The organism is Stenotrophomonas maltophilia group sp. Smal12 (assembly GCF_037079935.1).
Taxonomy (GTDB): Bacteria; Pseudomonadota; Gammaproteobacteria; order Xanthomonadales; family Xanthomonadaceae; genus Stenotrophomonas; species Stenotrophomonas sepilia.
Genome location: NZ_JBAWUK010000021.1, coordinates 31,335 through 57,616, shown reverse-complemented (window position 1 = coordinate 57,616; position 26,282 = coordinate 31,335). Strand labels below are relative to the sequence as shown.

The window sequence follows — 26,282 nt, the reverse complement described above, 5'->3', positions numbered from 1 at the left end:
GAGGAGGGTCCCGCGCGCAGACCGGCCTGTCCTTTGGCCTGCGGGAGGTTGCCTGGCAATCCCTGCGCGGCATGAACGCTGCACCCTTCGGCGGCACTTTCCCTGGACCGATTGCCTTGGCAACGGAATTACGCCTGTCGATGAAAACGTTTACAAAGCCGCTTGTACTGTCCCTGGCCCTGTCCGCTGCACTGGCCGCTCCAGCGTGGGCCGACCCTGCCGCGTTCACCGTGCTGACCCTGGAACAGGCCCCGACCGCCGAGGCGATGCCGGCCTTGGCCGCCCAGCTGAAGACCCTGCAGGTGGACGCGGTGAGCGTGCGCCAGGTGCAGCGCGGTATTGGCCAGGTCGATCCGCTGCAGGTGCTGGCCGACGGACTGGGTTACGAGTACCGCTTCATTGCTGCGGGCAAGGACGATGGCCAGACCCAGCGCGGCCAGGCCGTGCTGACCCGGCTGCCGATCGCCGCTGAGTCCGGCCCGGACCAGCCGGGTCTGAACTACCTGCGCCTGGACGATGGCCGCCACACCGTGGCGGTCTATACCGATGCCGGCGCAGGTGCCGCGCAGCTGCCGGCGCTGGTCACCCGTTCGCGGCTGGGTGCACCGGCGGTGCTGCTCGGCGCAGTGGCCGGTGAATCGGCCAAGGCCGCCGGCTTCGATCCGGCGCGTGTGGCGCTGGAAGCGGATGCCAGCTATTTCAGCGACGGTTTCCAGGCCGCCAGCAGCGCGCCGTTCAAGGTGGAAGGCAGCACCCTGCGCGCCACCCTGCTGACACTGGCCTATGCCGCCGACAAGCACGGCGAAAAGCCATGGATGGACACCGCCCTCAACGCCGATGCACGCGCCGCGCTGCTGCTGAAGGCGATGACCGAGGATGAGAAGTTCCAGATGCTGCACAGCTACTTCGGGCTGGGCAAGGATGGTGGCCCACTGCCGGAAGGCGCGGTCGGTTCGGCCGGTTTCGTGCCGGGCGTGGCGCGGCTGGGCATTCCGTCGCAGCAGTCGGCCGATGCCGGCGTCGGCGTGACCAATCCGGGCGGCATCCGTCCGGGCGATTTCGCCACGGCAATGCCCTCAGGCCCATCCACCGCCTCCAGCTGGAACCGCGAAGTCGCCTTCGCAGGTGGCGCGACCATGGGCCGCGAGGCGTGGCAGCAGCGCTTCAACATCCTGCTGTCGGGCAGCGTCAACCTGCAGCGCGATCCACGCAACGGCCGCAACTTCGAATATGCCGGTGAGGACCCGCTGCTGGCCGGTTCGATGGTCGGCGCGCTGATCCAGGGCGTGCAGAGCCAGCACGTGATCTCCTCGATGAAGCACTTCGCGCTGAACGACATGGAGACCCGGCGCAACTTCCACGACGTGCGCATCGGCGAACAGGCCATGCACGAGTCGGACCTGCTGGCCTTCGAGATCGCGCTGGAGGCTGGCCGCCCGGGCGTGGCGATGTGCTCGTACAACAAGATCAACGGCACCTACGGCTGTGAGAACGGCTACCTGATGAACCAGGTGCTGAAGCAGGAATGGAAGTTCCCCGGTTTCGTGATGTCCGACTGGGGCGGCGTGCACAGCGGTTCGAAGGCGGCGCTGGCCGGCCTGGACCAGCAGTCGGCCGGTGAAGTGTTCGACGCGGCGGTGTTCTTCGACGAACCGCTGCGTCTGGCCGTGCATGGCGGCGTGGTGCCGCAGGCGCGCCTGAATGACATGGTCACGCGCATCCTGCGCACGATGTTCCTGCACGGCAACTTCGACAACCCGCCGCAGCACCAGAAGGTGGATGCCGAGGCCGGCTTCGCCGTGGCCCAGCGCACGGTGGAAGAGGGCAGCGTGCTGCTGCGCAATGAGGGCAACCTGCTGCCGCTGGCCGACAGCGTGAAGCGCATCGTCATCATCGGCGGCCATGCCGACAAGGGCGTGATCGGCGGCGGTGGTTCGTCGATGGTGGGCGTCACCGCCAAGGGCACCAATGCGGTGCCGGGCGTGCTGCCGACCACCTGGCCGGGCCCGGTGATCTTCCACCCGTCCTCGCCGCTGGAATCGCTGCGTGCGGCGCGTCCGGACGCAACCATCGAGTATGTGGACGGCACCAATGCCGCCGCTGCGGCCAGGGCCGCCGCGCAGGCCGATGTGGCCATTGTGTTTGCCACGCAGTGGGCCGCCGAATCTGTGGACCTGCCGGACATGCAGCTACCGGACAACCAGGACGCCCTGATCTCGGCGGTGGCCGCGGCAAACCCGAAGACCGTGCTGGTGCTGGAAACCAACGGCCCGGTGCGCACCCCTTGGCTGGCGCAGGTGCCAGCGATGCTGCAGGCCTGGTACCCGGGCATCCGCGGCGGCGAAGGCATCGCCGCGCTGCTGACCGGCCAGGTCAATCCGTCCGGCCGCCTGCCGGTGACCTGGGTGACGGACGAATCGCAGCTGCCGCGCCCGCATATCGATGGCCTCGGCTTCAAGCCGGCCAAGCCGTTCGGTGATGTGTTCGATTTCGATATCGAAGGCGCCAACGTCGGCTACAAGTGGATGGCGGCCAAGGGCCTGACCCCGACCTTCGCCTTTGGCCATGGCCTGTCCTACACCTCGTTCGCCTATGAGAACCTGAAGGTGAGCGTGGAAGGCTCGCGCCTGGTCGCCAGCGTCGATATCCGCAATACCGGCAAGCGCGCCGGCGCCGACGTGGCCCAGCTGTACCTGAAGCTGCCGGCCGGCAGCACCACGCCGATCCGCCTGATCGGCTACGACAAGGTGACCCTGCAGCCGGGCGAACAGCGCCGCATCCGCATCGAAGCCGAGCCGAAGACGCTGGCGCACTACGATGCGCAGGCGCGCCAGTGGAAGATCGACGGCGGCACCTACCAGGTGCAGCTGTCGCGCAATGCCGCCGAGCCGCTGCAGACGGTAGATGTGCAGCTGGTGGAGCAGGTGCTGCGCTGATGCCTGACGACACGGCCCGCACAGGGCCGTGTCCGTTCGTGGTGTTCCTGTAGAGCCGAGCCCACGCTCGGCTGATGAACGGTCAATCGAACCGATGGGCAGCCGAGCATGGACTCGGCTCTACAAAGGTGCGGTGCCGAACCACCTGCGCAGGAAATCGATCAGCTGCCGCACTTTCGGTGAAGGCTGCGAACTGTGCGGATAGACCGCGTAGACACTCTGCTGCGGGAAGCGGTGCTGGCGCAGCACCGGGCGCAGCCGGTCCTGGGCCAGGTCGTCCTCGATCAGCCAGCGTGGCAGCACGGTGACCCCGGCGCCGGCCAAGGCGAACGCGCGCAGGCTGCTGGCACCATCCACGCGTACCACGGCGTTGCCCGGGTTGGTGGCAAACAAGGCATCGCTGCCGTCAGGTGCAACCACCGGCACATCGGCCAGGCGCGGATAGCCCAGGCGGGGCAGGGTGCCCAGCAGTACTGGATCGTCGGCAGCCTCGGCAGAGGGCAGGCGCGCCAGCAGTGACGGCGCCGCCACCGCGTACAGCGGGTGGCGCTCCAGTTCATGGCGTGCAGGCCCGAGTCCGGCAGGCGGCCGAGGCGAATCGCCAGGTCGAAGCGTTCGGGAATGAGGTCCGCTGGCGCTGGAGAAGTTGAAAGGTGCAGCTGCAGGGCCGGGTGCTGCGCGCGGAACGCCTCCAACGCGGGAATCAGGCGTAGCTGGGCGTACTCCGGTGTGGTGGTCAGGCGCAGCACGCCCTGCAGCTGGTGCTGGTCGCGGCGCGCGGCATCGATCGCCGCCTGCGCAGCATCCAGTGCCTGCACGCAATGTTGCAGGAACTGCTCGCCGGCCTCGGTCAGGGACAGGTGGCGGGTACTGCGCAACAGCAGGGTCACGCCCAGCTCCTGCTCCAGCCGCTTCAGGTTGAAGCTGACCACCGCGCGGCTGAGGCCGAGCCGATCGGCCGCAGCGGTCAGGCTGCCGGCTTCGACCACGGCACGGAAGATATCGAAGCGATCGAGGCTGACCATGGCGATTCATTGTCAGAACAGATTTGACAGTGTTGCAGCTGCCGTCGTGTTTTTCCAATGGGGTCCGGGCGGCATGCTGGCTGCTTCCTCGCTGGAGCGCCGCCGATGCCGTCCCCCCGCCTGCGCCATGAGGCGATCTTCCTGCTGGTATTCGCCCTGGATCTGGTCAACATGTTCATCGCCACGGTGGCCTATCCGGCATTGGCAGCGGAGCTGCACGCCGACGTGAGCACCCTGGCCTGGGTCGGCACGGCGTACATGCTGGGCCTGAGCATGGTGATTCCGCTGGCGCCGTGGCTGGCCGCACGCTGTGGCGAGCGTCGCTTGCTGCTGGCGGCGTTGCTGTTGTTCGCGGTCGCCGCTGTGCTGGCTGGCGCAGCGCCAGGAATCGGCTGGCTGCTCGGCTGGCGCCTGCTGCAGGGCCTGGCCGGTGGCCTGCTGATTCCCGTGGCGCAAGCCGCAGCGTACCGGCAATGCACGCCCGACCAACGTGGCGCGCTGACCCGCCGCATCCTGCTGGTGGCGCTGCTGGTGCCAGCACTGGCGCCGGCGCTGGGCGGGCTGCTGGTGCAGTGGCTGTCCTGGCGCGGTGTGCTCTGGGCCAGCCTGCCGTTGGCGGTAGCGGTCATCGGTCTGGTGCTGGCCTGGATGCCGGCCGATGGCGCGCGCAGTGCGCCGCGCCTGCAGGCCTATGCCCTGTCCACCGCGATGCTGGCGCTGGGTGCGCTGCTGCTGGCGCTGACCTGGCTGGGCGAATCGGGACATCGCGGTGCAGGTGCCGTGTTGCTGCTGGCCGCGCTGTTGCTGGCGGCGACGCACCTGCGACATGCACGTCGGCAGGCGCAGCCACTGCTGCGCTGGTCGCTGCTGTCCCATCGCGGGCTGCGGCTGGCGATGCTGGTGTATCTCGCCGTACCCGGTGTGTTCATCGGCAGCCAACTGGTCAGTACCCTGCAATTGCACCACGCCGGTTACAGCGCGGCACGCATCGGCGCGCTGATGCTGCCCTGGGCGCTGGCTGCGGCCATCGCGATCATGGCCAGCAAGCGCCTGCTGGCTCGCTTCGGTCCGGCCGCGGTACTGCGCGCCGGCATGCTCCTGCAGGCCAGCGGCCTGTTGTTGATGGCGCTGCTGCCGCAGCCGGCCTTCGTGCTGGCCGGATTGTTGTTCGCGTTGATGGGCGCCGGCGGCAGCCTGTGCAGCAGCACCGCGCAGACGCTGGCCTTCCATGGCGTGGAAGGTGAGGCGTTGGGCGATGCCAGTGCACTCTGGAACCTCAACCGCCAGCTCAGCTTCTGCCTCGGCACCGCCGCCATCGCACTGCTGCTGGCATTGGCCATGCAATGGCTGCCGGAACGCGCCACCAGCGTGGCGCTGGGTTTGGCCGCTGCAATGACGCTGCTGCCGATGACGCTGCTGCGCCGTCCGCAATCGATCTCTCTTTCCCAACCCGAGACAATGCAATGATGATGACCGCAGAGAACGAGTTCCATGATCTGATCGCCAAGCTGCAGGCCTGGTTCCGTGCGGAAGCAGCCGCCAGTACGCTGGATGCGCTGATGGATCATTTCTGCACCGACTTCAGCATGGTCGGTATTGCTGGGCAGCGCCTGGACCGCGAAGCACTGGCCGGAATGTTCGCTGGCGGCCACGGTGCCCGCCCGGGCCTGCGTATCGAAGTCGATGCCCTGCAGTTCATTGCGGTGCCGGCACTACCTTTCGCCGACGAGCGCAGCGGCACCGCAGGCACATGTGCCATCAGTCCTGCCCGCATCCACCGAAGAATGCAAAGCCTGCGCACACTTCACGGCGCCAGGCAGGAGTAGGCTTGAGGCTTTCCTGCCGGGAGGGGTTGTCCATGCGTGTGCGTGCCGTCGCTGTAGCCATTGCCCTTTGCCTGTCCAGCACCGTGCTGGCCGCCGATACCCCGCCGATGACCCCGGATATCAGCGGCAAGCCGTTCGTTGCCCCGGATGTCGGTCGCGACTACGACAAGCGCGTGGTGATGGTGCCGATGCGTGATGGCACCAAGCTGTACACGGTGATCGTGGTGCCCAAGGGCGCCCACAATGCGCCGATTCTGCTGACCCGGACCCCCTATGATGCTGCCGGTCGCGCCAGCCGCAGTGATTCGCCGCGCATGCGCGACCTGTTGCCGCAGGGTGACGAGGTGTTTGTCGACGGCGGCTACATCCGCGTGTTCCAGGATATCCGCGGCAAGTATGGTTCCGAGGGCGATTACGTGATGACCCGGCCGCTGCGCGGGCCGTTGAACAACACCAAAGTCGACCATTCCACCGATGCCTGGGACACCATCGACTGGCTGGTGAAGAACGTACCGGAGAGCAATGGCAAGGTCGGCATGCTCGGCTCGTCGTACGAGGGCTTCACCGTGGTGATGGCGTTGACCGACCCGCATCCGGCGTTGAAGGTGGCCGCACCACAGAGCCCGATGGTCGATGGCTGGATGGGTGACGACTGGCTCAACTACGGTGCGTTCCGCCAGGTCAACTTCAACTACTTCGCCATGCAGACCGAGAAGCGCGGCAAGGGTACGCCGCTGCCCAGCCTCGGCTACGACGACTACAGCACCTTCCTGCGCATCGGCTCGGCAGGCGACTACGCGCGTTTCACCGGCGTGGACCAGTTGACCTGGTGGAAGAAGCTGGTCGAGCATCCGGCCTATGACGGCTTCTGGCAGGGCCAGGCGCTGGACGCGGTGATGGCAAAGACACCGCTGAAGGTGCCGACCATGTGGCTGCAGGGCCTGTGGGACCAGGAGGACATGTGGGGTGCCAACCACGCCTATCAGGCGATGGAAGGACGCGATAGCGGCAACAACCGCAATTACCTGGTGATGGGGCCGTGGCGACACAGCCAGGTGAACTACAGCGGCAGCGAACTGGGTGCGCTGAAGTTCGACGGCGATACCGCGCTGCAGTTCCGCCGCGACGTGCTCAAGCCCTTCTTTGACCAGTACCTGGTGGATGGCGCGCCGAAGGCCGATACGCCACCGGTGCTGATCTACAACACCGGCGAAAACCACTGGGACCGCTTGAAGGGCTGGCCGCGCAGCTGCGACAAGGGGTGTGCCGCCAGCAGCAAGCCGCTGTACCTGCGCGCCGGGGGCAAGCTGGCGTTCCAGGCACCGGCGGCGGGCGAGGGTGATTTCGAGGAATACGTGTCCGACCCGGCCAAGCCGGTGCCGTTCGTGCCGCGCCCGGTCCGCTTCGGTGACCGCGACATGTGGACCACCTGGCTGGTCAAGGACCAGCGCTTTGTCGATGGTCGCCCGGACGTGCTGACCTTCATCACCGAACCGCTGACCGCGCCGCTGCGCATCGGCGGCGCGCCGGTGGTGCATCTGCAGGCGTCGACCAGTGGCACCGACAGCGACTGGGTGGTGAAGCTGATCGACGTGTATCCGGACCAGGAAGCGTCGACGCCGGAAATGGGGGGCTACGAGCTGCCGGTGTCGCTGGCGATCTTCCGTGGCCGCTACCGCGAGAGCTTCAGCGATCCGAAGCCGCTGGCCGCCAACCAGGTGCTGCCGTATCGCTTCGATCTGCCCAACGCCAACCATACGTTCCAGAAGGGCCACCGGGTGATGGTGCAGGTGCAGTCCAGCCTGTTCCCGCTGTACGACCGCAATCCGCAGACCTACGTGCCGAACATCTACCTGGCCAAGCCGGGCGATTACCAGAAGGCCACGCAGCGGGTCTGGCATAGCGCGGCGCAGGCCAGCTACATCGATCTGCCGGTGTATTGAGGCCCGCAGGGTGACGCCGGGCCGTGCCTGGTAGCACGTGGTAGTGCCGGCCGCTGGCCGGCACCCGCAATGGCGCAGGAGCGTGTCGACCAAGGTCGACACCTGCCAGGGCCCGGGCCTTCAGCCCACCTTCGAGGGGCCCGTACGCCAGCGGCTGGGGACCAGGCCGAAGCGCTTGCGGAACGCGGCGGCGAAGTTGCTGGGGTGGCGGTAGCCGCTGGCGGCGGCAGCCTGCTCGACGGTCCATCCGTTTTCGCGCAGGCCCTGTTCGGCATGGCGCATGCGCTGCTCATGCAGGTAGTCGAACACCGAGCTTCCATATTGCTGGGCAAAATGGCGGCGCAAGGAGCTGGGGCTCAAGCAGGCCAGCTGGGCCAGTTCGATCAGGCTGTGGGCATGGCTGGGGTCGTCATGCAGGTAGCTGCGCACTCGCTCCAGCCGCTCGCGCTGGCCGGCGCGCAGCGTGCGTACATGCTCGGTCTGCATATCCTCGGCCTGCAGGCCGACGGCCAACACCTGCAGGGCCACGCCTTCGCGCCACAGCGCATCGATGTCGTCCTGCCAGGGGCTGTCGAACAATTGGGCGAGCGTCGGCAGCAAGGCATGCGGAATGGCCCAGTGGCGGCACTGCAGAGGGGAATGAAGGACCCGTTGCAGTGCCGGCAGGCGCAGCATGTCCACGTCCAGATCGGCCGGTACGCTCAAGCTGACCCCGCGCAGGTGGCTGCCACCGGGATGCAGCCCGGCCATCGACACAGGTTCATGGTGGCTGGTGGTCATGCCTGTGCCGGCGCGCAGGGTGAACCCCTTGCGACGAGGAAACTGGACATCCACTTCGCCCTGAAGCATCAGGCGGATGGTCAGGCCGGCACCGTGCACAGCGGTGGCCGTGTAGGTGAACCGGTTGTGCACGTCCGAGGCGATCAGGCCCAGGCCACCGCGCAGTGACTGTTCGTGGACGTCGCCACGCCCTGCCCATTGGTCGTCGCGCAGTTCACTCCCTTCGATCCGGTAGTCGTAGCCATGGCGTTCGCCGAACTGGCGGTAATCAGCAAAAGTGAAATATCGGGACATCGCTCTGCGCAAACACAGGTTGAATTGAATGTGTCGAAGAAACTGGAAGCGTTTCCCATTGTCGCCGCGATTCGCGCGCTTTTGACTTCGATAAGGTCAAAACGATTTGCGATTACGGCCAAAGTGAAAAAGCAGAAGAACATACGCCGGGGTTTTGCACGCATATCCGTACACAATTCCATACATAAACTGCAGTTGAGGTTTCATGGCTGGAACGATCTGGAGATGCGATGTCAGCCCGGCCATCACGGGCGCGCGCGTAAGGTAGGTAGGTTGGCTGTTGCAGGCCACTTCGATACCCCCGCATTTGGAGAACGCAGATGATTGACTACCAGCTCACCGGCAAGACCGCGATCGTGACCGGAGGCGTGTCGGGCATCGGCCTGGCCGTGGCCCAGACGCTGGCCGCATCCGGTGCCCGTATCTCGGTCTGGGACCTCAAGCAGGATGCAGTGGATGCCACCGTGGCGCAGTTGCGCAGCACCGGCACACAGGCCATCGGCATCGCGCTGGACGTCACCGACGACGCGGCGGTGGAGGCAGCGGTGCAGCGCACGATCAAGGAACTCGACGGCCTGCACGTGGCGGTCAACAACGCCGGCATCAGCGGGCCGGCCGCCGCCAGCGGTGACTATCCTATCGATGGCTGGCAGCGCGTGATCGATGTCAACCTCACCAGCGTGTTCCTGTGCCAGCGTGCGCAGATCCAGGCCATGCGCGCGGCCGGCACGGGCGGCAGCATCATCAACATGGCCTCGATCCTGGGCCAGGTGGGCTATGCCGGTTCCACTGCGTACGTGGCGGCCAAGCACGGCGTGGTCGGGCTGACCCAGACCGCAGCGTGGGAACATGCGGCTGACGGCATCCGTGTCAACGCGGTGGGTCCGGGCTTCATCAGCACGCCACTGCTGGAGAAGATGGACCCGAAGGTGCGCGCCACGCTGGAAGGGCGGCACGCGTTGAAGCGGCTGGGTACGCCGGAGGAAGTGGCCGCATTGGTAGCCTGGCTGGCCAGCGACGATGCCTCGTTCGCGACCGGCACGTACTACGCCATCGATGGTGGCTACCTCGCGCAGTGAGCGAATGCGGCCCGCAGATCCACGCCATGCGTGGATGAAAGCGGGCGGTGAAGAAGGCGTGCCATGGCCTTCACCGCCGTCCCACAATCGCCGCGCGACGCTGCGGGAAAATTCCGGAGCTTGCCCATGGAACTCACCCAGGATGTCTCGATCCTGCTGCGCGTAGCCGCAGCGATGCTGTTCGGCGGTGTGCTCGGTGTCGAGCGGGAAATGGGCAAGCACGCCGCCGGCCTGCGTACGCACATGCTCATTGCCGGAGCGGCGGCATTGATCGTCGGTCTCGGCGACTCGGTGGCCGAGCATTTCCAGCAGGAGCGTTACCGCGACCTGCTGCAGGTTGATCCGGTGCGCCTGATCGAAGCGGTGGTGGCCTGCGTCGGCTTCGTGGCCGCTGGCACCATTCTGCGCGGCTCACGCGAGGACCAGGTCAGCGGCTTGACCACGGCCAGTTCGCTGATCATGGCGGCGGCGATCGGGATTGCGGTGGGGATCAGCAAGTACGTGATCGCGATCGGGGTCAGCGTGCTGTGCGTGCTGGTGCTGGCGGTGATGCGGCGGTTGGAGAAACGGATCTCGTAGGGAAGGTCGAGTTGCCGGCCAGCGGCCGGCACCACCATGAAGGCTCAAATGGTCAGACCAATAAAGGGCTAGCCCTATGGTCTAATAGGCTCTTCGTCGGAGTAGCGGTTAAATCCGCTGCAAGTGGTCTGATCGCAATCATTAATGGTAATACCACTGATCGACGGCCACGGCGACCCACCGCCTGCGGTGGGCTCCTTCCGTTTCCAGTCGAGAGTCTTCATGCAGCCCTGGCAACACCTGTACGACCCCGCCGGCAACCTGTGGCTGTCGAGCCTGATCGCGCTGCTGCCGATCGCGTTCTTCTTCGTTGCCCTGGCCGTGCTGCGCATGAAGGGCTGGCTGGCCGGCACGATCACCGTGGCCATCGCACTCGGCGTGGCCCTGTTGTTCTACCGCATGCCGTTGCCCCAGGCGCTGGGCGCGGCCGGCTTCGGTTTCGTCTACGGCCTGTGGCCCATCGCGTGGATCATCATCGGTGCGGTGTTCCTCTACAAAGTTTCGGTCAAGACCGGGCAATTCGACATCATCCGCGCCTCGATCCTGTCCGTGACTGAAGACCAGCGCCTGCAGATGCTGATGGTCGGCTTCGCCTTTGGCGCCTTCCTGGAAGGTGCGGCCGGTTTCGGTGCGCCAGTGGCGGTCACCGCGGCGCTGCTGGTCGGGCTGGGCTTCAAGCCGCTGTCTGCCGCCGGCCTGTGCCTGATCGTCAACACCGCGCCGGTAGCGTTCGGCGCGATGGGCATTCCGATCATCGTGGCCGGGCAGGTCACCGGCCTGGATGCATTCGAGATCGGCCAGATGGCCGGTCGCCAGCTGCCGTTCCTGACCATCATCGTGCTGTTCTGGATCATGGCGATCATGGATGGCTGGCGCGGCATCAAGGAAACCTGGCCGGCGGTGCTGGTGGCCGGTGGCTCGTTCGCCATCGCGCAGTACCTGACCTCCAACTTCATCGGCCCGGAGCTGCCGGACATCACCGCCTCGCTGGCGTCGCTGGTGTGCCTGACCCTGTTCCTGCGCCGCTGGAAGCCGGTACGGATCTTCCGTTTCGACATCGAAACCAGCGCCGAGGCGGCCGCACAGGCGCTGGAGGCACCGCTCCACAGCGTCGGCCAGATCGCCAGGGCATGGTCGCCGTTCCTGATCCTCACCGCGATGGTCACGCTGTGGAGCATCAAGCCGTTCAAGTCGCTGTTCGCGGCGGGCGGCCCGCTGGAAGGCTGGGTGCTGAAGATCCCGGTGCCAGGCCTGGACCAGCTGGTGCAGAAGATGCCACCGATCGTGGCTGCGCCGCTGAGCTATGAAGCCATCTACAAGTTCGACTGGTTCTCGGCCACCGGTACCTCGATCATCCTGGCCGCGTTGATCGCCATCATCGCGCTGCGCATGCCGGTCCGTTCGGCGCTGCAGACCTTCGGCGAGACCGTGCGTGAGCTGCGCATGCCGATCTACTCGATTGGCATGGTGCTGGCGTTCGCCTTCATCGCCAACTACTCGGGACTGTCTGCCACGTTGGCCCTGGCGCTGGCGCATACCGGCGACGCGTTCCCGTTCTTCTCACCGTTCCTGGGCTGGCTGGGCGTGTTCCTGACCGGTTCGGACACCTCGTCCAATGCCTTGTTCTCGGCACTGCAGGCCACCACCGCACAGCAGATCGGCGTGTCCGACGTGCTGCTGGTAGCGGCCAACACCACCGGCGGTGTCACCGGCAAGATGATCTCGCCGCAGTCGATCGCCATTGCCTGCGCGGCGGTCGGCCTGGCCGGCAAGGAGTCGGATCTGTTCCGCTTCACGGTCAAGCACAGCCTGATCTTCACCACGATGGTCGGCCTGATCACCCTGGCCCAGGCTTACTGGCTGACCTGGATGATTCCCTGAGCCATGCGCGGCTGGCCGACCACCCGCTGCGCGCTTCGGGCCACAATGGCGCCATGAGCACGCAACGTATTTCGGACAAGGTGGCCGCGCAGCTGCGCGGCCTGGTGCAGGAACAACGGCTGCAGCCGGGTGACCGGCTGCCGGCCGAGCGCACCCTGGCGGTGCAGCTGGGGGTCTCGCGCACGGCCTTGCGCGAGGCCATCGCGCAGCTGGCCAGCCAGGGTCTGTTGACCGCACGGGTCGGTGGCGGCACCTACGTGGCCGAGCCTGCGGCACGCGCGCGGCAGGCGCTGGATGAACCGCTGGCGCCGTACCTGCCGCTGTTCCAGGGCGACCCGGAATACCGCTTCGACGTGCTGGAGATCCGCCACGCGCTGGAAGGTGCCACCGCCTGGCATGCGGCGCTGCGTGCCACCGACGAGGACCGCGCGCGCATCGCACAGGCCTTCCAGACCATGATGGACGCGCACGGCAAGGACGACCCCACCGGCGAAGCCGAGGCCGACGCGGCCTTCCACCTGTCCATCGCCGAGGCCTCGCACAATCTGGTGCTGCTGCAGGTGATGCGCGGGCTGTTCGAACTGCTGCAGACCAACATCTCGCAGAGCCGCGAAAAGCTCTACACCTCGGCGAGGACCTTCTCGCCGCTGTCCGACCAGCACCGCGAGATGATGGATGCGGTGCTGGCCGGCGACCCCGAACGCGCGCGCGCCGCCGCGCATGCCCACCTCGAGTTCGTGCACACAACGCTGCGCACCCTCGATGACAACGAAGCCCGGCGTGCGCGGGCCTCGCGCCTGCCTTCCCCCCACGGTTGACCCCATGATCATCTCCGCCTCCACCGATTACCGTGCTGCTGCCGAACGCCGGCTGCCGCCGTTCCTGTTCCACTACATCGATGGCGGCGCGTATGCCGAGCACACGCTGAAGCGCAACGTTTCCGACCTGTCCGACATCGCGCTGCGCCAGCGCATCCTGCGCAACATGTCCGACCTGAGCCTGGAAACCGAGCTGTTCGGCGAAAAACTGGCGATGCCGGTGGCGCTGGCGCCGGTCGGCCTGACCGGCATGTATGCGCGGCGCGGCGAGGTACAGGCGGCGCGCGCGGCTGACAGCCGCGGCATCCCGTTCACCCTCTCCACGGTGTCGGTGTGCCCGATCGAGGAAGTGGTACCGGCCATCCAGCGGCCGATGTGGTTCCAGCTGTACGTGCTGCGCGACCGTGGCTTCATGCGCAATGCGCTGGAGCGTGCACAGGCCGCCGGCGTGACCACGCTGGTATTCACCGTGGACATGCCGGTGCCGGGCGCGCGCTACCGCGATGCACACTCGGGCATGAGCGGCCCGAATGCCTCGCTGCGCCGCATCGGCCAGGCCATCACCCATCCGCACTGGGCGTGGGACGTGGGCCTGTTCGGCCGCCCGCATGACCTGGGCAACATCTCCACCTACCGCGGCAACCCGACCGGGCTGGAGGATTACATCGGTTGGCTGGGCAGCAACTTCGATCCCTCCATTTCGTGGAAGGACCTGGAGTGGATCCGCGAATTCTGGAAGGGCCCGATGGTGATCAAGGGCATCCTCGACCCGGATGACGCGCGTGATGCGGTGAAGTTCGGTGCCGATGGCATCGTGGTCTCCAATCACGGTGGCCGCCAGCTGGACGGCGTGCTGTCCACCGCGCGTGCGTTGCCGGCCATCGCCGATGCGGTGCAGGGCGACCTGAAGATCCTCGCCGATTCCGGCATCCGCACTGGCCTGGATGTGGTGCGCATGCTGGCGCTTGGGGCCGATACCGTGCTGCTGGGACGCGCCTTCATCTATGCGCTGGCCGCGCAGGGCGAGGCCGGCGTGGCCAACCTGCTGGACCTGATCGCCAAGGAAATGCGCGTGGCGATGACCCTGACCGGTGCGCGCCGCATCGCCGACATCGGCCGCGATTCGCTGGTCAGCCTGCCATGAGCGGCCACGACGCCGTGCTGGCACAGTTGCGCGATGCGGTCGGCAATCGCCATGTACTGACCGGCGACAAGGCCACGCGGCGCTTCCGTCGCGGCTACCGCTTCGGCGATGGCCCAGTGCTGGCGGTGGTGCGCCCGGGGACGCTGCTGGAACTGTGGCGCGTGCTGCAGGCAGCGGTGCAGGGCGGCGCCGCGATCATCCTGCAGGCGGCCAATACCGGGCTGACCGGTGGCTCGACCCCGGATGGCGATGACTATGGCCGGCCGATCGTGCTGGTCAGCACGCTGCGCCTGACCGGCATCCAGTTGTTGAACGAAGGCCGGCAGGTGCTGTGCCTGCCTGGCGCGACGCTGGACCGCCTGGAGCAGACGCTGGCCCCGCTGGGTCGCGAACCGCATTCGGTGATCGGCTCGTCCTGCATCGGCGCCTCGGTGCTGGGCGGCATCTGCAACAACTCCGGTGGCGCGCTGGTGCGACGTGGCCCGGCCTACACCGAGCTGGCGCTGTATGCGCAGGTCGATGCGCAGGGCCAGTTGCAGCTGGTCAACCATCTGGGCATCGCGCTGGGTGACACGCCCGAGCAGATCCTGCAGCGCCTGCAGGCCGGTGACTACACGGCCGCCGACGTGGGCGATGGCGACGGCCGTGCGGCTTCCGATCCACGCTATGCCGAGGAAGTACGCAAGGTCGATGCCGATACCCCCGCACGTTTCAACGCCGATCCCAGCCGCCACTTCGAGGCGGCCGGGTCCGCGGGCAAGCTGGCGGTGTTCGCGGTGCGCCTGGACACCTTCGAAAAGGAGGCCGCCGAAGTCTTCTACATCGGCAGCAACCGCACCGACAGCCTCACCGCGATCCGCCGCCAGCTGCTGACCGGCTTCGAGCGCCTGCCGATCGCGGGCGAGTACATTCACCGCGATGCCTATGACATCGGCGAGCGCTACGGCAAGGACAGCTTCCTGCTGATTGATCGCCTCGGTACCTCTCGTGTGCCCGCGGCGTTCGCATTGAAGAGCCGCATCGATGGCTGGTTCGAACGGCTGGGCCTGCGCGGGGTGACCGACCGGGTGATGCAGGTGCTGACCGGCCTGCTGCCCTCGCACCTGCCCAAGCGCATGGGTGAGTTCCGCCAGCGCTATGAGCATCACCTGCTGCTGAAGGTGTCCGCGCAGGACGCAGCGCAAACCGAAGCCTGGCTGCGCGATTTCTTCGCTGGCCACGAAGGCGGCTATTTCCACTGCACGGCCGAGGAGGGGCGCAAGGCGTTCCTGCATCGTTTCGCCGTAGCCGGTGCCGCGGTGCGCTACCGCGAAGTGCATCGTGAGCAGGTGCAGGACATCGTCGCGCTGGATATCGCGCTGCGACGTGACGACGCCGACTGGTTCGAGCAGCTACCACCTGATATCGACGCCCGTCTGCTGCACAAGCTGTATTACGGGCACTTCCTGTGCCACGTGTTCCATCAGGACTACATCGCGCGCAAGGGCGAAGACCCGATGGCGATCGAGCATGCGATGTGGGCGCTGCTGGACAAGCGTGGCGCCGAGTATCCGGCCGAGCACAACGTCGGCCACCTGTACCCGGCCAAGCCGGCGCTGGCCGGGTTCTACAAGCAGCTGGACCCGAGCAATACGTTCAACCCGGGCATCGGCCAGACCTCGAAGGCGAAGGGGTGGGGCAGCTGCGATTGCAGTGGGCATTGAGGACGGAAAGGGCAGTCGAGCATGGCTCGACGCTACAAGGGCGATGCCGGGCAGGCCCGACGCCGTCCGGGTAGCGGTTACCATCGGAATCCCAGCCACAGGAGCCGCACATGCCTTCCATTCCCGTCCGCGCCGCCCTGTGCGCTGCATTGCTGGCGACCCCGCTGCTGGTGCTGGCACAGTCTTCTATCCTGCCGCAGCAGCGCGATGCCGCCGGCAACGTGATGGAACCGCTGGGGCAGGTGCTGATCGCGAGTGAGACTGGACCGTCGGGGCTTTATGACTGCACGCGGGACGGCAACTGGTGCGTGCGCGTGCAGCCGGTCGCCGAGGAGGGTGACCGGCCGAGCGTGCTGGAAGTGCTTGAGAAGGTGCAGGGCCAGGGCAAGCCACACACCTACCACGTCAGCATCGACGTGCCGCAGGAAGCCGACCTGTCACTGTGGCCGTGGATCGTGCGCCTGGCGTCGGGCGTGGGCAGCGACGAAACAGTGACCGACCCGCAGCAGCGCGCCCGCCAGAATGTGCTGGTAGGCGGCATCGTCAAGTTCAGCACCATGTACTCCGGTGGAGGTGCCGACGCGTCCACGCTGCAGTTGGCACGCGTGCGCCACCTGCAGGACGACATCCAGGTGGACGACGACGTGCTGACCGTGCCATGGCTGGGCAATGCGATGATCCGCGCCTGTTTCAGCGAGCAGGACATGAAGCAGCGCGCAGGCGCCTGCCACGACGAATACGGGTTCTCGGCCAAGCTCGGGCTGGATCCGGTGGCCGAGGGCATGCCGGTGCTGCGCTACCAGACCGTGGCGACCCGGTTCCCGGCGGGTGTTTCGCGCTTCGAGGATTCGCTGGCCAGGGGCCCGCTGAAGAAGAAGGACCTGCGCACCGAGCAGGACCCGGCGTGCAGCTACACGCGGCTGTTCCGCTTCAGTGATGGGGTGTTCAACCCCGACCAGGCGCTGCCGGACTGCGCGGGGTATACCGAACCCTGACATGTAGCGTCGAGCCATGCTCGACTGGGGTTTTCTGTAGAGCCAAGCCTGCCCTCGGCTGTCACGGAAGCGCAGCCGAGCGTGGGCTCGGCTCTACAGCGCCTACTCGCAGCGGGTGGCGGTGATGATGTTGTCCTTGTCCACGTACACGCGCAGGCGATCCTGGCGGATGTCCTTGGTGGTGATGGTGCTGGGGCCGATCGGGTTGACCAGGCCGGCGCCGCTCTCGCTGGACAGGCGGCGGATGTTGGGTTCGTTGGCCGGCTGGCCGATTGCCCAGCCCAGCTGGCTGGCATCGCAGTGGCCGGTACCCTTGACCTGCGGGCCAGGGGTGCTGACGCAGGCCGACAGCAGCAGGGCCGACGCAGGCAGTAGCAGGGACAGACGGAAGGCGGACATGCGAGCGCTCCTGCGCAGGGAAGATGGGCGGAACGATAGCACCCGTCGCGCGAAAGGCGTCAGCACTCCGGTCATTGCCGGCACAGCGTGGTCATTGCATAGTGGCAGGGATGGCTGGCAGCACGCCAGCGGGCAGGCCGGGCCATTCCGGTGCAGGTGTTGGATACGCTATGACTGCAGGCAGTTTGCGCGACAAGCGCAGGGCGAGAAGGGTACTGGCAGTGTCGGTGCTGGGCGTGGCGTTTGCCGCCTCTGCCATCGAACCGGCGCCGGACGCCGCTGCGGAAGCGCCGGTGTTCGGTGCCTGGCGCAACCTGCAGACCGAGGCAGGCTACGCACCCGCTCAGCGCAACCTGGCGTTCGCGATGCTGCCGCAGGCCGCCACTCGTGGCGATCGATTCGCCATTGTCGATCGTGAGGGCAAGCGCGCGGTGTGCTGCCTGCAGGTGGCCAGCCCGTCGCTGGGCGTGGCCGCACTGCGCGAGCAATACCACCTGCCACAGGCCTGGGTGACCGACCTCAGCAATGGCCGCAGCCCGGCACGCCCCTACCTGCCGCACGTCTATGCGATGCAGCGCGTGGATGAGCTGGCTGACTATGGTTTCACCGATGTGCCGGGGGCCTATAGCGACCTGGGTGGACTGCTGATTCCCGAAGGTGCCGCGCTGGAGGCCGATGGCAGCGCCGTGCGCCTGGGTGATGACCGTTATCCCCTGCATTTCCAGCGCCAGCCGCACGCCGAAGATGATGGCGCACTGGACCGCTACACCCTGCAGGCGGGCGAGGGCGTGGCTCCGATCGTGGTTGAAGTGCCGTTCGGCACCTACTGATTGCAGCACCGCACTGGCTAGAATGCAGCGCGGCACCGCCTGCCGTGCTTGTTCCGTGAGTCGCCGCCGTGTCCCTGCGCCCGTTGCTGCTGTCGCCCCTGCTGCTGTTGTCCGCCTGTGCGAGCGCGCCGCCTCCGCCGCCCGCCCATTCCGATGCGCTGTGGCGCCTGATCGAGCGTGACTGCCAGGCAGCTGACGGCCCGCGCGGCAGCTGCCTGCGGGTAGAGACGGCAACCGGCCGCCGTGACGTGCTGGTCAAGGATGCACACGGTGACTACCAGTTCCTGCTGATGCCGCTGGACAAGGTAAGTGGCATCGAGAACCGCGGTCTTTACCAGCGTGGGGCGCCGAACTACTTCGCTGCGGCCTGGCAGGCGCGCAGCCACACCGAACAAGCCTTGCGGCAACCGCTGCCGCGCAACGTCGCGAGCCTGGCATTGAACTCGCCGCACGGCCGTTCGCAGCACCAGCTGCATATCCACGTGGATTGCCTGCGTGGCGACGTGTTGCAGGCGTTGGACGTGCATGCCGCTGCCCTGGGCAGCCAGTGGTCACCGTTGCCGGTGCCGCTGCGCGGTCATCAGTACCAGGCCCGCCTGTTGCCGGGCGCGGAACTGACCGCCAATCCGCTCAATCTGCTGGCCTATGACCTCGCCGGCGTGGACGACGTGGGCCAGTGGAGCCTGGTGGTGGCGGGACGGGATCCGGTGCAGGGTGGCCCGGGTTTCATCCTGCTGGCCACCCGTGTGGACCCCGGCACCGGCAACGAGGCCAGCGCTGAAGAGCTGCAGGACCACGCCTGCGCAGTGCTGACCGGCGCAGGTGCATCGCTGGAGCGGGTCCGCTAACTCTCGGGGTGCTGGCGGCTGCGCCAGACCGGCGCGGTCAGTGCCAGCAGCTGGCGATCCTGCCAACCGTCCAGATCCAGGTGGTGGTCGCGCAGCAGCCCTTCCTGTTCGAAGCCGAAGGCGTGCAGTGCAGTGGCGAACGGGCTGCTGCAGTCCGGTGGCAGCATCACGAACAGGCGGTGCACGCCCACATCCTCGAAAAGGAACGGGCACAGCGCCCGCAGCGCTGCATCCGCGTGCGGGTGCCAATGCTGCAGCGACAGCAGCTCGGCGCAGCGCGTATGCAAGCACTGCAGGCGGACATGCAACTGGTCCAGCACGGTGCCGTGCTCGTCATCGAATACCCCCAGCATCAGCTGATCGTTGTCCTGCTCCAGCCGCGAGCGGTGCATGTGGGCCAGGAAGCGGGCTTCCTCGTCGATACCCGCCGGATGGCGTCGGCCGCGCCGGCGGCGATCATCGAACAGGCGCCAGCGCGGCAGGTCGGTACGCTGGAACGGGCGCAGGGTGACCGGTGCGGCCTGCAGCTGCAGCAGGTGACGGCGCAGCACCGGTCGCAACGGGGGGAGAAGCGAGGTGGGATACGGGATCATCATCCCCGGCACGATGGCCGTGCCCGCCTCCCTGCACCATTCAAAACATTGCAAAAATGCGGTGAGCGGAGCCGGGGGTCTGATTCGGTTCAGGCATAAGCCCATCAGGGCTGGTCATTTCCGTTGAAACCACCCATTCAGGACACTTTCGTTACGGGATCGTTATGTGCCGCACAGGCCACGGCTCCCCCGTACCACCCGCCCACTCCCCCAGGAAGCCCATGTCCGCCTCCCACAAGGCGTTGCGCCCGCGTCCGCTGGTGCTCGCGCTGTCGTCCCTGATGCTGGTCTCGCTGCCGGCCTTCGCGCAGGAAAGCGCACCCACCACATTGCAGGAAGTGAAGGTCACCGGCTCGCGCATTCCCCGTGCCAGTGTCGAGGGGCCCTCGCCGGTGACGGTGATCAGCCGAGAGCAGATCGATGCGCAGGGCTACCGCAATGCCTTCGACGCGCTGAGCGCGCTGACCGAGAACACCGGCAACGTGCAGGGCGAGGACTTCGGCAATACGTTCACACCGGCCGCCAACACCATCAACCTGCGTGGACTGGGTCCGAACCGCACGCTGGTGCTGGTCAACGGCCGCCGCCAGGCCGACTACCCGCTGGCCTACGAGGGCTCGGTGAACGTGGTCAACCTCGCCAACATTCCCAGCGCCCTGATCGAGCGCATCGAGGTGCTCGCCGCGGGTGCGTCGGCGGTGTATGGCTCCGATGCCATCGCCGGCGTGGTCAACATCATCCTCAAGGACCGCTTTGAAGGCGTGGACGTGAACGTGCGCGCCGGCGGCACCCAGCAGGGCGGGGGTGACAACCAGCGGGCGCAGGTGGTCGGTGGCAGTTCCGGCGAGCGTTGGGATGCGCTGTTCGGCTTCGAGTTCGACGTGCGCAAGGCGATCCACGCGCGCCAACGCGACTTCATGGATTCACTGGACGATGATCCGGCCGGCAAGGCGCCGCAGGCGACCGCGATCGCCTATCGCCGCAATGCTGCCACCGGCCGCAACATCGATCCGGGCGTGAGCGGCTGCGACGCAGCGTCGGGCATTTATGGCGGCAGCGTGTTCCGTGCCAACAACCCGCGCCAGGGCTGGTACTGCGGCAGCAACGAGGCCGCCGCCAGCTACTGGACCGTGCAGACCCAGAAGCGCAACCTCAATGGCTATGGCCTGTTGACCTTCCACGTCAACGACACCACCGACCTGTTCGCCGATGTCGCCGTGGGCAGCGCGCGCATCTACAACAACACGCGTGCGCCGACCTGGACGTCGTCACGCAACTACTTCTACAACCAGAACAGCGGGAACCTGGAGAGCTGGTACCGCCGCTTCGCGCCGGAGGAAATCGGTGGCCTGCCGCGCAATGCCAATCGGTTCCTGGAGAACTCGTGGTCGTTCAACCTGGGCGCGCGCGGCCAGATCGGCGACAGCGGCTGGGACTACGAGGCGGTCTACAGCCGTTCGCGCTACGAGAACCGCACCCGTCGCCCGGTGCTGCTGGCCGGCATCAACGAGTACCTGCTGGGCCCGAAGCTGGGCGTGCGCAATGGCGTGGAGGTCTATGCGCCGGACCCGGTGCGCCTGTTCAAGCCTTTGACTCCGAACGAGTACGAGGGCCTGTCCGACTATCAGGAAAGTCGCAACGCGGCGTGGCTGCAGACCTTCAGCGCCAGCATCAATGGCCGCCTGTTCGCACTGCCGGGCGGCGATGCTGCGCTGGCGGCGGTGGTCGAGGCCGGCAGCCAGGGCTACCGTAACCGCCCGGACCCGCGCCTGGGCACCGGCGAGTTCTGGAACACCAGCGCCGGTATCGGTGCCGGCGGTGATCGTGATCGCTATGCGGCCGGCGTTGAACTGCAGTTGCCGTTGCTGCAATCGCTGACCACCACGCTGGCCGGCCGCTACGACCAGTACCGCGCAGGCGGCGAGCACATCGGCAAGGCGACCTGGAGCTTCGGCGTCGAGTTCCGCCCGATCGAGAGCCTGTTGATCCGCGGCTCTGCTGCGACCAGCTTCCGTGCACCGGACATGAACTACGTGTTTGCCACCGAGACCCGCGGCTACAACCCGGGCATGACCGATTACTGGCGCTGCCGTACTGCAGGCCAGTCGTACGACAACTGCGACTACAACGGCCTGTCGATCGACTACAGCAACCGTGCCAACGCACAGCTGCAGCCGGAAACCGCCAAATCCTATGGGTTCGGCGTGGTCTGGTCGCCGCTGTCCGGGCTGGACTTTAGTGCTGACTACTACGACATCCGCATCGACAATGAGGTCACCAGCCTCGACACCAGCCGTATTCTTCGTGATGAAGCTGATTGCCGCCTGGGACGCACGTTGGGTGGCGAAGCGCGCGATATCGGTTCACCGCTGTGCCAGGACGCGCTGTCGCGGGTGATCCGCAACCCGTCCAATGCCACGGTGCAGCCGGACCAGGTAACCCGCGTGCTGATCAATCCGATCAACGCGGCCTCCGAGTCGGTGCGCGGCCTGGACCTGAAGGGCAACTGGCGCTTCGACGCCGGCCGCTATGGCCGCTTCACCACGCGCCTGGCCTATACCGTGGTGCTGGAGCATAAATACCGGCAGTTCTCCGATGATCCGGAGCGTGACATCCGCAATTCACTGGATGACTACCAGTGGCGCAGCAAGGCCAATGGCAGCATCACCTGGAACCAGGGCGACTGGACCACCACGCTGTACGGCAATCGTTTCGGTTCACTGCCGAAGACCGATGGCAGTGGCCGCATCGCGCCGTACATGACCTACAACGCCAGCGTGTTCCGCCAGTTCGGCGAGAACCTGTCGGTGGGCGTGATCGTCAACAACCTGCGTGACAGCCGCCCGCCGGCGGACAGGAACGGGGGCGGCTGGCCGTTCTACCCGGTCGGCAACTACGACCCGTATGGCCGCCAGTACTGGCTGCAGCTGGACTACCGGTTCCGCTGATCGGGCGGGCAGACAGAAGGCCCGGCAATGCCGGGCCTTCTGCTGTCTAGACACCGCGGTGATGGCGCGCGCCGGTCGGCTAGGGCAGGGCCTGTTGCAGGTACGACTCGATGACGTAGCTGAAGGGCTGCTGCTGGCGATCGCGTAGCAGCGCGCGCACTTCCAGGACCACGCCGTCGTCGCCTTCGCCACGCGGTGGCCAGAACGTCTGGTCAGCCAGGGTCTGGCGCTGGAAACCGAGCGGGCCGACCACGCGGCCAAAGGGTTCGTCGGTGCTGTCCAGCACCTGGTTCATGGCCGGGCTGAGATGGTCCGGCAGGTACCAGTTGTCGGCCTCGGACAGCACGCGGCTGCCACAGACCAGCTGTACCCGGCGGTAGCGCAGCGCGGTGCCAGGCTGCGTCGCACCCAGCGCCTGCAGCACATCGGCAGGGGCAGGCTTGTCCTGGGCATGCACACGCACCGCGCGCACCCGCGCCTGTTCGGCCAGGCCGTGTTCGGCGCACCAGTGTTCCAGGGTGGCGGTGGCGCTCTGCCCGGACAGCACACGCTGGTGCAACCGCTCGACGAGGGCAGCCGATGCGATGCGCTGTTGGCCCGGCGGCGCCTGCAGCGGCGCGGTGGCGGCCGTATCGGCGGCGGACAGGCTGGCCATCGGGGCAGCAGCGAGCAGGGACGCGGCCTGCCAGCGGCGGAGGCGATCGTGGCGGTCGGACGGGCCCATGCGGCATCACAGCGGAAACAGGTGCCTATGGTACCCGTTCAGGCGTGTGCACGGCGTGGCTGCGAGCTCCGTCGCAACCGCGTTCATCGGATTGGTGAATATGTGGCATCCAGATATTTCGTTGGCCGATGACAGCGCGGGCGCGCAGGATGGCGTCATGACTTGGCTTTTCGGGAGTTTCCGATGACGCTTCAGTTCGTCCATGGCGGTGTAGACCGCTACGGCGCGCCACTGCATTTCCATATCCGTGACGGCCGCATCAGTGGCCTCAATGGCGAGGCCTCGCCGGCCGACGGGGCGGAATGCGTCGACCTGCAGGGCTTCGCGGTCCTGCCCGGGCTGGTCGACGGCCACATCCATCTGGACAAGAGTTTTGTCGGCGACCGCTGGCACCCGCATCAACCGGTGAACAGCCTGCGTGAGCGGTTGGCGGTAGAGAAGGCCGCGGTAGCGAGTGCCGCGCCGATGGTGGACCGTGCCGAGGCATTGATCCGCCAGTGCAGCCGCTTCGGCACGGTGGCCATGCGCTGCCACGTCGACATCGACGGCAGCACGGGCCTGCGTCATCTCGAAGCGGTGCGCGAGGCGGCGCTGCGCTGCGCCGACATCATGCGGATCCAGCTGGTGGCGTTCCCGCAGGCCGGGGTGATGTCCTGTCCGGGCACCGCCGCCGTGCTTGAGCAGGCCCTTGCAGCGGGCGTGGAGGTGCTGGGAGGCATCGACCCGACCACGCTGGATGGCGATGCTGAGGGCCAGCTGGCACTGCTGTTCGGCCTGGCCGAGCGCTATGGCGTGCGCCTGGACATCCACCTGCATGAGCCCGGCGAAACCGGACTGGCCCAGTTGCTGCGCATTGCCGCGCGGACCCGGGCCGCTGGCCTGCAGGGGCGGGTGGCGGTCAGTCATGCCTACTCGCTGGGCGACGTGCCGCTGGCGCGCGCGTTGCAGGTGGGCGAGGCGCTGGCCACGGCGGGTGTGGCGATCATGAGCAACGCGCCGGGTGATCATCCATTTCCGCCTTTGCGCGCACTGCATGATGCGGGCGTGCGCGTGTTCGCCGGCAACGACAACATCCGCGACTGCTGGTGGCCTTACGGCAACGGCGATCTGCTGCAGCGGGCGATGCTGCTGGGCTACCGCTCGGGCTTCTACACCGATGCCGACCTGATGCTGGCGCTGGACATGGTCACGACCCATGCGGCGCAGGTGATCGGGCTGCCGCAATACGGTCTCGTGGAAGGGCATCCGGCCACTTTCGTGGCCGTGCGGGCCGATCATGGCCCGGCTGCCGTGGCCGGGGTGCCGGTGCAGCGCCGGGTAGTGGTGGATGGCCGTTGGCTGTAGATCCACGCCGCGCCAGCTCCGTGTAGTGCCGAGCCATGCCCGGCGGCTTTCAGGCGTAATCGTCTGCGCGGGTGGCGACGAACTCTTCCAGCCACGCCAGCAGATGGGCGATGTCGATGACCTCGCCCTGCTCCACGCGCTTGAGCAGCAGGGTGCCGGCGCCGATCTGCAAGTTGCTGTCGGCATGGCGCAGCACCGCGTCGATGCCCCAGGCATCGGTGACCTGCATCCAGGCCAGGCCCGGCACGCGTTGCGCCAGAGTGTCACCGAACGCCACGCCCAGGGCTTCCCAGCCGCCGCAGTCGTCACGATCGATCAGTTCGGCATCGACCACGCGCTGCAATGTGCTGGCGGCCAGCGGCCATTGCACCGGCAACGTCGGGAAGCTGGCGGCCACGCGCGCGGCGATCAGTGCACCCTGGTGCTGCAGGTGCGTCTGCAGCGCCGCAGGCAGGGGATCGAAGCGGGTCGGGGTTTCGTCGGACATGGCGAGGCGCCGTGGAGCACGGAATCAAGGGGCACTGTACGAGGCCATGATGCCTGCCGTGCGGCAAGATTGATCAGATATCGATGATCAATGCGCGTAAGGCATCCACGCGTGGCGTGGACCTACCGTGGTCAATCCGGTTCGCGCTGTACCTGCCGCCACAGCTCGCTGGCCAGTGCCCGCACCGCATCATCGGCATCGGCACGATGCAGCAGGCCGATTTCGTAGTTGTTGATCACCGGCAGCCCACGCTCGCCATCGATGATGCGGTGCTCGCGCGTGACCGCGCGGCGCGGCAGCAGGCTGATGCCGATGCCATCAGCCACCGCGCCCTGGATGCCACTCAGCGACGAACTGGTGAAGGCAATGCGCCAGCGCAGGCCCAGCGCTTCCACGGCGTGGATCATCTCGTCGCGGTACAGCCCTCGCGGCGGGAAGGTGACCAGCGGCAGCGGGTCCTGCTGCAGGCAGCTGCTGCGCAGGCTGTCGATCCAGTGCATCGGCTCGCGGCGGCAGTGCACCGCCTGGCGGCTGTTGCGGCGCTGCTTGACCAGCACCAGGTCCAGCTCGCCGTGGTCGAAACCCTGTGCCAGGGCGCGGCTCAGGCCGCTGCTGATCTCCAGCTTCACCTGCGGGTGGCGGCGGCTGAAGGCGGCCAGCATGCGAGTGGTCTGCGGGTTGACGAAGTCTTCGGGTACGCCGATGCGGACCGCGGTTTCCACCGTCGCGCCGGCCAGCGCCTGTGCCATTTCCTCGTTCAGGTCGAGCATGCGCCGCGCATAGCCGAGCAGGGTGTGGCCGGCGTCGGTGGGGTGTACATCGCGGTGGCCGCGCTCGAGCAGGCGATGCCCGGCCAGTTCCTCCAGCCGCCGTACCTTCTGGCTGACCGTGGACTGCGTCGAATGCAGGCGCGTGGCCGCCGTGGTGAAGCTGCCGCAGTCGGCCACCATCACCAGCGCCCGCAGCAGGTCCAGTTCGAACAGGGTTCTATTCGATTTGGCACTGTCTTGCATTTGAACATTTCACTTCTGGATACCCAGGCCGACTTCTACCATGCGGGGCAGGGGCCGGCAATGCGCGGCCCCTGCGACCATCGCCCTGCGGCG

21 protein-coding genes and 1 pseudogene are annotated in these 26,282 nt (G+C 67.0%); 15 read left to right on the top strand and 7 right to left on the bottom strand.

From position 1 onward, the window contains the following. The first annotated feature begins 140 nt into the window (after positions 1-140). Positions 141-2,936: a glycoside hydrolase family 3 C-terminal domain-containing protein gene (locus WDC87_RS11240; protein WP_072167463.1), complete on the top strand. Its 2,796-nt coding sequence runs from the start codon at positions 141-143 to the stop codon at positions 2,934-2,936. Positions 2,937-3,056: 120 nt separating this feature from the next. On the opposite strand, the pseudogene WDC87_RS11235 reads toward WDC87_RS11240, so the two are convergent. Next, positions 3,057-3,961 (bottom strand): annotated as a pseudogene (locus WDC87_RS11235) (LysR family transcriptional regulator). Between the two features lie 105 nt (positions 3,962-4,066). On the opposite strand from WDC87_RS11235, the gene WDC87_RS11230 reads away from it, so the two are divergent. From WDC87_RS11230 to WDC87_RS11220, 3 genes are read left to right on the top strand one after another with little or no spacing between them, the layout of a single operon-like run. Further along, complete coding sequence (locus WDC87_RS11230; RefSeq protein ID WP_072167465.1) at positions 4,067-5,428, top strand: MFS transporter; 1,362 nt, start codon at positions 4,067-4,069, stop codon at positions 5,426-5,428. Then, a complete protein-coding gene (locus WDC87_RS11225; RefSeq protein WP_336331300.1) occupies positions 5,425-5,787 on the top strand; it encodes a DUF4440 domain-containing protein in 363 nt (120 codons plus the stop codon). Before WDC87_RS11230 ends, WDC87_RS11225 begins: the two co-directional genes overlap by 4 nt. 32 nt (positions 5,788-5,819) lie before the next feature. After that, positions 5,820-7,730 (top strand): CocE/NonD family hydrolase, encoded by a 1,911-nt coding sequence (locus WDC87_RS11220; protein WP_088496135.1) that lies wholly within the window; start codon positions 5,820-5,822, stop codon positions 7,728-7,730. 120 nt (positions 7,731-7,850) lie between these two features. Here the strand turns inward: WDC87_RS11220 and WDC87_RS11215 are convergent, their stop codons facing one another. Next, positions 7,851-8,804 carry an AraC family transcriptional regulator gene (locus tag WDC87_RS11215; protein WP_252744305.1) on the bottom strand — a complete coding sequence of 318 codons (954 nt, stop codon included), beginning with the start codon at positions 8,802-8,804 and terminating at the stop codon, positions 7,851-7,853. Positions 8,805-9,124: 320 nt separating this feature from the next. Between WDC87_RS11215 and WDC87_RS11210 the strand changes: the two genes are divergently transcribed. The 7 genes from WDC87_RS11210 to WDC87_RS11180 all read left to right on the top strand — a co-directional run bounded on the left by WDC87_RS11210 (position 9,125) and on the right by WDC87_RS11180 (position 17,003). Beyond that, complete coding sequence (locus WDC87_RS11210) at positions 9,125-9,883, top strand: SDR family NAD(P)-dependent oxidoreductase (RefSeq protein WP_072167469.1); 759 nt, start codon at positions 9,125-9,127, stop codon at positions 9,881-9,883. A gap of 126 nt (positions 9,884-10,009) precedes the next feature. Continuing rightward, positions 10,010-10,462 carry an MgtC/SapB family protein gene (locus tag WDC87_RS11205; RefSeq protein WP_005413774.1) on the top strand — a complete coding sequence of 151 codons (453 nt, stop codon included), beginning with the start codon at positions 10,010-10,012 and terminating at the stop codon, positions 10,460-10,462. A gap of 222 nt (positions 10,463-10,684) precedes the next feature. After that, complete coding sequence (lldP, locus tag WDC87_RS11200) at positions 10,685-12,343, top strand: L-lactate permease (protein ID WP_252744304.1); 1,659 nt, start codon at positions 10,685-10,687, stop codon at positions 12,341-12,343. 53 nt (positions 12,344-12,396) lie between these two features. Next, a complete protein-coding gene (gene lldR / locus WDC87_RS11195; RefSeq protein ID WP_012511377.1) occupies positions 12,397-13,161 on the top strand; it encodes a transcriptional regulator LldR in 765 nt (254 codons plus the stop codon). Positions 13,162-13,165: 4 nt separating this feature from the next. Further along, positions 13,166-14,305 (top strand): FMN-dependent L-lactate dehydrogenase LldD, encoded by a 1,140-nt coding sequence (gene lldD, locus WDC87_RS11190; RefSeq protein WP_088497346.1) that lies wholly within the window; start codon positions 13,166-13,168, stop codon positions 14,303-14,305. Beyond that, complete coding sequence (gene dld / locus WDC87_RS11185; protein WP_252744303.1) at positions 14,302-16,008, top strand: D-lactate dehydrogenase; 1,707 nt, start codon at positions 14,302-14,304, stop codon at positions 16,006-16,008. The genes lldD and dld overlap by 4 nt, the downstream gene beginning before the upstream one ends. 110 nt (positions 16,009-16,118) lie before the next feature. After that, positions 16,119-17,003 carry a hypothetical protein gene (locus WDC87_RS11180; protein WP_252744302.1) on the top strand — a complete coding sequence of 295 codons (885 nt, stop codon included), beginning with the start codon at positions 16,119-16,121 and terminating at the stop codon, positions 17,001-17,003. Positions 17,004-17,105: 102 nt separating this feature from the next. Here the strand turns inward: WDC87_RS11180 and WDC87_RS11175 are convergent, their stop codons facing one another. Next, entirely contained in the window at positions 17,106-17,402 is a 297-nt protein-coding gene (locus WDC87_RS11175) for a hypothetical protein (RefSeq protein WP_005417035.1), read from the bottom strand. 170 nt (positions 17,403-17,572) lie between these two features. Between WDC87_RS11175 and WDC87_RS11170 the strand changes: the two genes are divergently transcribed. Beyond that, positions 17,573-18,232: a decarboxylase gene (locus WDC87_RS11170; protein ID WP_134971855.1), complete on the top strand. Its 660-nt coding sequence runs from the start codon at positions 17,573-17,575 to the stop codon at positions 18,230-18,232. 68 nt (positions 18,233-18,300) lie between these two features. Next, a complete protein-coding gene (locus WDC87_RS11165; protein WP_072167475.1) occupies positions 18,301-19,080 on the top strand; it encodes a CDP-diacylglycerol diphosphatase in 780 nt (259 codons plus the stop codon). Here the strand turns inward: WDC87_RS11165 and WDC87_RS11160 are convergent. Beyond that, positions 19,077-19,676, bottom strand: coding sequence for a GNAT family protein (locus tag WDC87_RS11160; protein WP_072167476.1), 600 nt, complete (start codon positions 19,674-19,676; stop codon positions 19,077-19,079). The genes WDC87_RS11165 and WDC87_RS11160 overlap by 4 nt on opposite strands. A gap of 218 nt (positions 19,677-19,894) precedes the next feature. Here WDC87_RS11160 and WDC87_RS11155 point away from each other — a divergent pair, with 218 nt between their 5' ends. Further along, positions 19,895-22,621, top strand: coding sequence for a TonB-dependent receptor (locus WDC87_RS11155; RefSeq protein WP_072167477.1), 2,727 nt, complete (start codon positions 19,895-19,897; stop codon positions 22,619-22,621). Between the two features lie 79 nt (positions 22,622-22,700). Here WDC87_RS11155 and WDC87_RS11150 read toward each other — a convergent pair whose 3' ends face one another. After that, the gene (locus WDC87_RS11150; protein ID WP_088497340.1) at positions 22,701-23,345 is read right to left on the bottom strand and encodes a hypothetical protein; all 645 of its coding nucleotides are present in this window, start codon (positions 23,343-23,345) and stop codon (positions 22,701-22,703) included. Positions 23,346-23,528: 183 nt separating this feature from the next. On the opposite strand from WDC87_RS11150, the gene WDC87_RS11145 reads away from it, so the two are divergent. Beyond that, complete coding sequence (locus tag WDC87_RS11145) at positions 23,529-24,689, top strand: amidohydrolase family protein (protein ID WP_088497339.1); 1,161 nt, start codon at positions 23,529-23,531, stop codon at positions 24,687-24,689. A 49-nt stretch (positions 24,690-24,738) separates the two neighbouring features. Here the strand turns inward: WDC87_RS11145 and WDC87_RS11140 are convergent, their stop codons facing one another. Both WDC87_RS11140 and WDC87_RS11135 read right to left on the bottom strand, forming a co-directional pair. Next, a complete protein-coding gene (locus WDC87_RS11140; RefSeq protein ID WP_252744451.1) occupies positions 24,739-25,176 on the bottom strand; it encodes a DUF3806 domain-containing protein in 438 nt (145 codons plus the stop codon). Between the two features lie 131 nt (positions 25,177-25,307). Next, on the bottom strand, positions 25,308-26,189 hold the full coding sequence (locus WDC87_RS11135; protein WP_252744450.1) for a LysR substrate-binding domain-containing protein: 882 nt from the start codon (positions 26,187-26,189) through the stop codon (positions 25,308-25,310). Between the last annotated feature and the right edge of the window lie 93 nt (positions 26,190-26,282).